Source organism: Micromonospora chalcea (assembly GCF_002926165.1).
Taxonomy (GTDB): Bacteria; Actinomycetota; Actinomycetes; order Mycobacteriales; family Micromonosporaceae; genus Micromonospora; species Micromonospora chalcea.
In genome coordinates this window covers 129,181-135,300 of record NZ_MAGP01000165.1, presented here as the reverse complement: position 1 = coordinate 135,300, position 6,120 = coordinate 129,181, and the positions used below count along the sequence as shown (strand labels likewise).

Genomic DNA, 6,120 nt, shown 5'->3' with positions numbered 1-6,120 from the left:
CCGCCGGTCTGTCGCCCGTCCCATCCCGCTATCCTCCCCGGCCCCTCCACTGCCCGCACCCCACCCCACTCCTTCACGTGCCCCGCCGGCCCAGCCGATCATGATCGACACCAGATCGCCGAAGTGGCGGTATCGGAGGGCCCCGGATGCCGCCACTTCGGCGAGATGGAGTTGATCAACGTCGGAAAACCGCCAGCGAAGCCGGGCACGGGCCCGGGCCTCGTGTCCGAGCCGGGATTCGACGGTCGTGGCCGTGGATAGGGTGAGGCGGTGACGGGGTACGCGGCGGTGGTCCTTGCCGGTGGCGCGGCCCGGCGGATGGGCGGCGTCGACAAACCGGCCCGTCCGGTCGGCGGCCGGCCGATGCTGCACCGGGTACTGGCCGCGGTGGCCGACGCGGACCAGCGGATCGTGGTCGGCCCGTCCGGTCCGGTGCCCGGCGGCGTCCGGACGACACGTGAGGAGCCACCCGGTGGCGGGCCGGTGGCCGCCATTGCGGCCGGGCTGGCGCTGCTCGACCCGGGTACGACAACAGTCGCCCTGCTCGCCGCCGATCTCCCGCTGCTCACCGCCGCCGCCGTGACCGAGCTGCGGCACGCGCTCGACACCCCGGCCGCCGAGCGGGAACGCGACCTGGCCGCCGAGCGGGAACACGATCGGGCCGCCGAGCGGGAACGCGAACCGGCCGCTGATCGGGAACTCGACCGCGCTACCGAGCGGGCATCAGCGCTCCCCCCGCGCGGACCGACCGTCGCCCTCGCCTGTTACGTGGACGGCGACGGCCGCCGCCAGCAGCTCTGCGCGGTGTGGCGGTTACCGGCCCTGCGGGCCGCCCTCGACCGGCTCGCCGCGACGCGGGGCGGCACCCTCGACGGGGCGCCGGTACGCGGACTGCTGACCGGTGTCGCCGTACGCGAGGTGTCGTGGTCCGGCTCGGGTCCTCCGCCCTGGTTCGACTGCGACACTGACGAGGACGTACGCCGGGCGGAGGAGTGGTCGAGATGACGGTGCTGGACGACTGGGTCACGGCGGTCTGCGCCGAGCTGGACCTGGACCCGGCCGGGGTGCCGGTGCCGACAGTGCTGGACGTGGCCCGGGACGTGGCGCATCAGGTGGTCCGGCCGGGGGCGCCGGTCACCGCGTACCTGTTGGGGGTGGCGGTGGGGCGCGGGGCGGACCCGGCGGCGGCGGCCGAGCGGCTCAGCGCGCTGGCCGGCTCGTGGCCGGTGGATCTGGGTGGGTCCACGCCCGCGGAATAGCGCCTTGCGCGTGATTCGGTGGCCGCCGCGCGTGGGTAGGGTGGCGGGGACGGACGGAGGCGATCATGACGGCAGACCACCCCTCGGCGCCGGTCGACAAGCCTGCCGGCAGCGCGCCGGAACACCACGCCACCGGCAGCGCGCCGGAGCATCACGAGTCGATCCTGCTCGACGAGCCGACCACCGCCGATCTGCGGGCCAAGGTCACCGAGGCCTGGCGTGAGTTCGCGCGGGCGCTCGCCGAGCGGCTACGCGCACTGCCCGCCGGTGGTCACCTGGAGGTGACACTCGATCCGACCGCCTCCGGCACCGGGGACGCCGTCTACTCGGTGAGCGTGGACGCGGGCGAGGAGGGTCGCCTCTCGGCCCGGGCGGTCGGCAACGCCACGCTGCCCCAGGGCTACCGGTTGGACCGGGCGGCGGTGGCCGACATGGTGGCGCTCGGCTGGTCGCCGCCGGGCGTGGTGCCGGGTTCCGGTGAGCAGTTCGGGCTGGACTGCGGCACCGACGAGGCGACCCGGCTGGCCGCCGTGCTGTCCCGGACGCTGCGTGACGTCTACGGCGCCCCGCATCCCGCCTTCCTCGTCTACCTGGTGCACGACACCGAGGGTGAGCCGTTGCCGGTGGAGCCGCTCGGTACCGCCCGCAGCGAGTTCGGCCCGGACCGCGACGTCGAGGCCGACCTGGACGAGGCGTTGGCCGCGGCGGCGGCCGCGCAGTCCGGCGAGAACGACGTGCTGGCCCTGGAGGAGCGGGTCCGCACCGTCGTGTCGACCATGCTGAAGTCCGCGTCCGACCAGCTTCAGGTCGACTCCGACGGTGACATCAACATCCGGGCCGGCTCGGCGATGGTGTTCGTCCGGGTGCGCGACAACCCGCCGCTCGTGGACGTCTTCTCGCCGGTGCTGACCGAGGTCGAGCCGACCGAGCGCCTGTACGTGAAGCTGTCCGAGTTGACCAACCGGATGCCGATCGGGCGGCTCTACTGCGCCGACGACACGGTGTGGGCCTCGATTCCGGTGTTCGGCCGCAACTTCCAGCCCACCCACCTGATGCTCGCAGTGCAGGTGATGACCGGTCTCGCGGACGAGCTGGACGACCGTCTGCACGGCGAGTTCGGCGGCAAGCGCTTCTTCGGCGAGGGGGACAAGCCGGCCCGGGCCGAGGAGCACCGCACCGGCATGTACCTCTGAGCCGGGTCAACGCACGTCGAGCAGGGTCTTGCCGACGGTCTGCCGGGCCTCGATCGCGGCGTGCGCGTCGGCGGCCCGGTCCAGCGGGAAGCGCTGCCCGATCTGCGGTCGCAGCCGGCCGGCGGCGCCCTCGGCGAGCGCCGCCTCGGTGAGGGCGCGCAGTTCGTCCGGGCCGGGCCGTGGGCTCAGCAGCGTGACGCCGCGTGCGGTGGCCGCCTCGGCCGGGATGTCCGCCCAGGCGCCGCCGGCGAGCCCGAAGCTGAGCATCCGCCCGCCCGGGTCGAGCAGGTCGAACGCCTCCCGGGCGAGCGGTCCGCCCACGCCGTCGAACACCACGTCGACCGCGCCGACGGCGTCCCGGACCCGGCCGGTCCAGCCGGGCTGCCGGTAGTCGACTGCCAGGTCGAGGCCGGCCGCGCGGAGCCCGGCCACCTTCGCCGGGCCGCCGGCGGCGGCCACCACCGTCGCCCCGGACGCCGCCGCCAACTGCGTGAGCAGCGACCCGACGCCGCCGGCCGCCGCCTCCACCAGGACCCGGTCGCCGCGCCGCAGCCCGGCCGCCCGGGCCAGCATCAGGGCGGTCCGGCCGTCGGCCATCAGCGCCACCGCCGCGTCCAGGGCCAACCCCGGGGGTACGGGGACAGGGGCGCTCCGGTCGACCACGACGCGCTCGGCGTACCCGCCGGTGCCGCCGGTGGCGGTGACCACGACGCGCCCGGCGAGCGCCGGATCGACGCCGGGTCCGAGTTCGGTGATCGTCCCGCCGACGCCGTTGCCGGGGATCAGTGGCAGTTCGGCGTCGAACGGCCCGAAGCCGGTGGCCCGGAACATCGTCTCGACGAACGTGATGTTCGCGTGTGCCACGTCGACGAGCACCTGGCCCGGTCCGGGTGCCGGATCGGGTGCCGTCCCGGGCACGAGCACCTCCGGTCCGCCGAACTCCCGCAGCCACACCGCACGCATACCGCCCCCTCGCTTCGAGCCGGTCACCAGTGCACGACATGAAGCGAGGTTGAGGTCAAGGCGTGGACGGTCCGACGCCGGGGGACTCGACCAGCCGGGAGAGCACGATGGTGCTGCGGGACGAGGTGACGAACGATTCGGCGCGCAGCCGCTCCAGCGCCTCCTCCAGGTGCGAGATGTCCGCGGCGCGCAGGTGCACGAGCGCGTCGGCCTCGCCGGAGACGGTGTACGCGCCGACCACTTCGGGGTGCCGTCGGGCGGCGGCGCCGATCTGTGCCGGGGTGGTCCGGCCGGCGCAGAACAGCTCGACGAACGCCTCGGTGGTCCAGCCGACAGCGGCCGGGTCGACGACGGCGGTGAATCCCCGGATCACCCCGGCGGCCCGGAGTCGGTCGACCCGTCGCTTGACGGCGGGGGCGGAGAGTGACACCCGGGTGCCGATGTCCGCGTACGAGGCGCGGGCGTCAGCCACGAGCAACGCAATGATTCGCTGGTCTACCGCGTCTATCTGCAACGTTCTGCTCCCGGGAAGCAATGCTTGTGGCTGTTACCAAAGTTGTACCGTACCTACTCTTGGTGACCGTGAACCAGCAGCGAGTCTCGCGAAAGCGGACATATCTCATGTGCTCGCCCGAGCACTTCACGGTCGAGTACGCGATCAACCCGTGGATGGACGTGACCACGGCGGTCGACGCCGACCTGGCGGTCAAGCAGTGGGACCGGCTGCGGGAGACGCTCGTCGGGCTCGGCCACGACGTGCACCTGCTCACGCCCGAGGCGGGGCTGCCGGACATGGTCTACGCGGCGAACGGCGCGTTCGTGGTCGACGGCACCGTCTACGGGGCCCGGTTCAAGCACGAGCAGCGGACCGCCGAGGCCGCCGTGCACCGGGCGTTCTACGAGGAGCAGGGCTGGCGGTTCATCGCCCCGAACGAGACCAACGAGGGCGAGGGCGACTTCGCGTACCTGCCGGAGGCCCACGGCGGCCTGATCCTCGCCGGGCACGGCTTCCGGACCGAACCGGCCGCGCACGCCGAGGCGCAGGAGGCGCTCGGCCGCCCGGTGGTCTCGCTGCGCCTGATCGACCCGCGCTTCTACCACCTGGACGTGGCGCTCGCCTCGATCGACGACGAGAACATCGTCTACTACCCGGGCGCCTTCTCCGCCGCCAGCCAGAAGGTGCTGGCCCAGCTGTTCCCGGACGCGATCGTCGCCGACGACGAGGACGCGCTGGCGTTCGGCCTGAACCTGGTCAGCGACGGGCTCAACGTGGTGCTGAACAACGAGGCGACGCGGCTGGCCGGCAAGTTGAAGGCGGCCGGCTACCACCCGGTCCCGGTGGAGCTGTCCGAGCTGAAGAAGGGCGGTGGCAGCGTGAAGTGCTGCATCGCCGAACTGCGGCACTGAACCACGCCTCGGCGCGAAGGGCGGCCTCCCGGTGGGGAGACCGCCCTTCGTCGCGTACGGGGGCCGGTCAGCCCAGCGTGGCCAGCTCGTTGATCACGATGTTGGACAGCAGCCGGCCGTCGGTCTGCACCCGGCGCAGGTACCACTTCTGCTGCGGGGTACGGGTCTGGTTGAACTGCCAGGGGCCGCGCGGGCTGTCCACCTGGCCGACCTTGCCGAGCGCCAGGTTGACCTGCTGCGGGGACGGGTTCGCCCCGGCCAGCCGGATCGCCTTGTCCAGCACCAGCGCGGCGTCGTAGGAGGCCATCGCGTACGTGGTCGGCGCGGAGTTGAACGTCTTCCGGTACGCCGAGGCGAAGATCCGGTTCGCGGTGTTGTTGAGATCGGCCGAGTAGTTGAGCGCGGTCTCGATGCCGTTCGCCTCGATCAGCTTGCGGTCGCGGCCCTTCTCGCCGTCGTCGAGCTGGTCCAGCGCGGTGCCCTCGGTGAGGAACCCGGGGGCGTAGATCGGCCCCCGGTAGCCCAGGGCGTAGAGCTGCTTGACGAACTGGACGGCCTGGGCGCCCGAGTAGTGGCAGAAGACCGCGTCCGGCTTCCGCTCCAGCGCCTTGCGGATCGGCCCGGCGTAGAGATTCCGCGAGGGGTTGTCGGAGTCGTCGGTGTAGATCGGGTCCTCGGTGAGCCGGCGACCCCGCTCGTACGCGCGCCGCAGCCCTTCGACGACGTCCTGGCTGCCCTGGCCGCGGGTGCCGAAGATGGCGATGCGGCTCGACGCGTCGAGCTTCTGGCGCAGGTACTCCCCGAGCGCCTCGCCCGGCTCGGTCAGCACGTACGACGTGCGCCAGATGTAGACGACGCCCTGCAGCGTCGAGGGGGAGGCGTTGGAGCCGATCAGCGGCACCCGGGCCTGCTCGACCGAGTCCTTGATGCCGGTCATCACGGTGGGGCTGACCACGCCGGTGAGCGCGAGCACGCCCTCCTTGATCAGCCGCTCCACGGCGGCCTTGCCGCTGGCGGCGGTGGAGCCCTCCTCGGCCGGCACCAGCGTGACCGGATGGCCGGCGATCTGCTGGCCGCGCAGGCGGAGGTAGAGCTGGAAGCCGTTGGTGATCTCGTCGCCGATGGCCTTGTTCGCCCCGCTGCCGGGCACGATCAGCCCGATCTTGATCGGGCTGCCGGATCCGGCCTGCTCCCCGGTGTCGTCCTCCCCGGAGCCGCAACCCGCCGCCAGTCCGGTGGTGCCCAGCGCGGCCAGCAGTTGCAGAGCCCGCCTGCGGTTCATCTGTGCCACCGATTTC

At 72.9% G+C, this 6,120-nt stretch carries 7 protein-coding genes; 4 read left to right on the top strand and 3 right to left on the bottom strand.

Annotated features, from left to right (window positions below; all coding sequences use genetic code 11):
* The first annotated feature begins 270 nt into the window (after positions 1-270).
* The 3 genes from mobA to BAW75_RS29190 all read left to right on the top strand — a co-directional run bounded on the left by mobA (position 271) and on the right by BAW75_RS29190 (position 2,452).
* Positions 271-1,005 (top strand): molybdenum cofactor guanylyltransferase, encoded by a 735-nt coding sequence (gene mobA / locus BAW75_RS29200; protein WP_104115652.1) that lies wholly within the window; start codon positions 271-273, stop codon positions 1,003-1,005.
* On the top strand, positions 1,002-1,259 hold the full coding sequence (locus BAW75_RS29195) for a DUF6457 domain-containing protein (RefSeq protein WP_043330820.1): 258 nt from the start codon (positions 1,002-1,004) through the stop codon (positions 1,257-1,259). Before mobA ends, BAW75_RS29195 begins: the two co-directional genes overlap by 4 nt.
* 65 nt (positions 1,260-1,324) lie before the next feature.
* Positions 1,325-2,452 carry a T3SS (YopN, CesT) and YbjN peptide-binding chaperone 1 gene (locus BAW75_RS29190; protein WP_104115651.1) on the top strand — a complete coding sequence of 376 codons (1,128 nt, stop codon included), beginning with the start codon at positions 1,325-1,327 and terminating at the stop codon, positions 2,450-2,452.
* Between the two features lie 6 nt (positions 2,453-2,458).
* Here BAW75_RS29190 and BAW75_RS29185 read toward each other — a convergent pair whose 3' ends face one another.
* Positions 2,459-3,415 (bottom strand): zinc-binding dehydrogenase, encoded by a 957-nt coding sequence (locus BAW75_RS29185; RefSeq protein ID WP_104115650.1) that lies wholly within the window; start codon positions 3,413-3,415, stop codon positions 2,459-2,461.
* A 55-nt stretch (positions 3,416-3,470) separates the two neighbouring features.
* On the bottom strand, positions 3,471-3,929 hold the full coding sequence (locus BAW75_RS29180) for an Lrp/AsnC family transcriptional regulator (protein ID WP_099163234.1): 459 nt from the start codon (positions 3,927-3,929) through the stop codon (positions 3,471-3,473).
* 59 nt (positions 3,930-3,988) lie between these two features.
* Between BAW75_RS29180 and ddaH the strand changes: the two genes are divergently transcribed.
* Positions 3,989-4,822, top strand: a complete 834-nt coding sequence (gene ddaH / locus BAW75_RS29175) for a dimethylargininase (protein ID WP_208635337.1) — start codon at positions 3,989-3,991, stop codon at positions 4,820-4,822.
* Between the two features lie 67 nt (positions 4,823-4,889).
* On the opposite strand, the gene BAW75_RS29170 is transcribed toward ddaH, so the two are convergent.
* On the bottom strand, positions 4,890-6,113 hold the full coding sequence (locus BAW75_RS29170) for an ABC transporter substrate-binding protein (protein ID WP_043327721.1): 1,224 nt from the start codon (positions 6,111-6,113) through the stop codon (positions 4,890-4,892).
* Positions 6,114-6,120: the final 7 nt, after the last annotated feature.